Below are 1,559 nucleotides of genomic sequence, written 5' to 3'. Positions count from 1 at the left end.
ATCCGGACGCCATTTTCGGCACCGGTGACGGTCTCAAACGGGAAATCAAATACGACATCAATGACGAAGTCTGGAACTGGGCAGACCGCCACTCCAAACGCACTTACATCGATGTGGACGCGGGCGGCTGGCGACTGGATGCACCGATCATCAAGGAAGCCCTCAACGGCTTCATTACCATCAGGGATTTGAACAAGCAGCCGGTCACGATTCAGATCCATGTCAGCAGCCAATATTTCGCTGTGGGCGACAGCGTGAAAATGACCTTCATCGGCACACCGCCGGATAACGCTGAACCGCTCATCTGCAGCGAAACCCGCGACATCGACAACGTCCCTTCAGTGCTGGAAATCGAAGTGCCCTATGAGTTGATCAGGGCCATCGCTCAGGGGCGCGCCGATGCGTCTTATATTCTCTACAAAAAGGACGGCGGCGACCCGCTGTATTCCAAGCGCACCTTTGCCAGCGTAGTGGGCGACGTCAACATGCTCCCCGAGCCGAGCATCCGCGAACTGCTCGGCGACACCCTCGAACCGGACGAGCTCTACGCTACGGTCGACGTGCGCTACGCGATGAAAAATGGCGATCTGATCTGCCTGAGATGGTTTGGCACCAAGTCCGATGGCGGCGACCATCCGCATGAGGTTCCGCATATCGTCAGCAACAACGAAGCCAAGGAAGGCCTGGTCACGTTCGACATCAACGCCGAGCACATCAAGGTCCTTGAAAACGGCACGCTCGACCTGTCTTACGTGGTCGCAAACGATACACCTGGCCTCCTCGACATCAGAGAGTCCGAGCGGCTGCTGGCCAAAGTTGAAAAGGTTCGGGCGACACTGCCGGCCCCTGAAGTGGAAGAGGCCGATCCGCCGGGGGATGTGCTGGATCCGTCCAAGGTGTTCGATAGGGTGCATGTGTGGATCAGCGAGGCGAAGCCCCTGAAGGGGGATGTTCTTACCTATTACTGGCGCAGTCCCAACCCCTTCGCCAGCACCAGTGACTGGCTGCCCATCACCACCGTGACCGAAGGCCAACCTGTACGTTTTCCGGTGGACGGAAAATTCGTGACGGCCAATATCGGAAATAGCGTGAAGGTGCTCTATACCGTGTGGCGGGCCGCCACGCAGCGCAATGAATACTCTGCAGCGTTAGATTTACGGGTGGCTGGGTGGATATCGCCCACCCTCACCGACATCACCGACTCCAAAGGCACAGTCGCGCCCGGCGGGATTACCTTTGACACCAGCGTCACCGTCACCGGCAAGGCCAGTCCCGGCCAGACCGTACAGCTCTACGACGGCAACACAGCGCTGACGCCAGTCGTGCCAGTCGATGCCAATGGCGACTGGAGCAGGGTGATCAGTGGACTGAGTCTCGCCGCGCACCCCATCAAGGCCAAAGCGCTCTATGGTGCACAACCGGAGTCGGCAGTGCGCAGCTTTACCGTCGCGCAAACCGTGACCCCCACCATCGTCAACATCACCGACTCCAAGGGCACCGTTGCACCGAACGGCACGACCTTCGATACCAGCGTCACCGTCACCGGCAAGGCCAGTCCC

The 1,559-nt window shown here is 59.1% G+C and carries 1 protein-coding gene; it reads left to right on the top strand.

What is annotated here, in order from left to right; genetic code table 11:
• Positions 1 to 1,559 (top strand): Ig-like domain-containing protein (locus tag H8F23_RS23805; protein ID WP_194936002.1); only part of this gene is annotated, 1,559 nt, incomplete at both ends.

The sequence above is a fragment of the Pseudomonas neuropathica genome, assembly GCF_015461835.1.
GTDB classification, from domain to species: domain Bacteria; phylum Pseudomonadota; class Gammaproteobacteria; order Pseudomonadales; family Pseudomonadaceae; genus Aquipseudomonas; species Aquipseudomonas neuropathica.
This window is presented reverse-complemented; position numbering and strand designations above follow the sequence as displayed.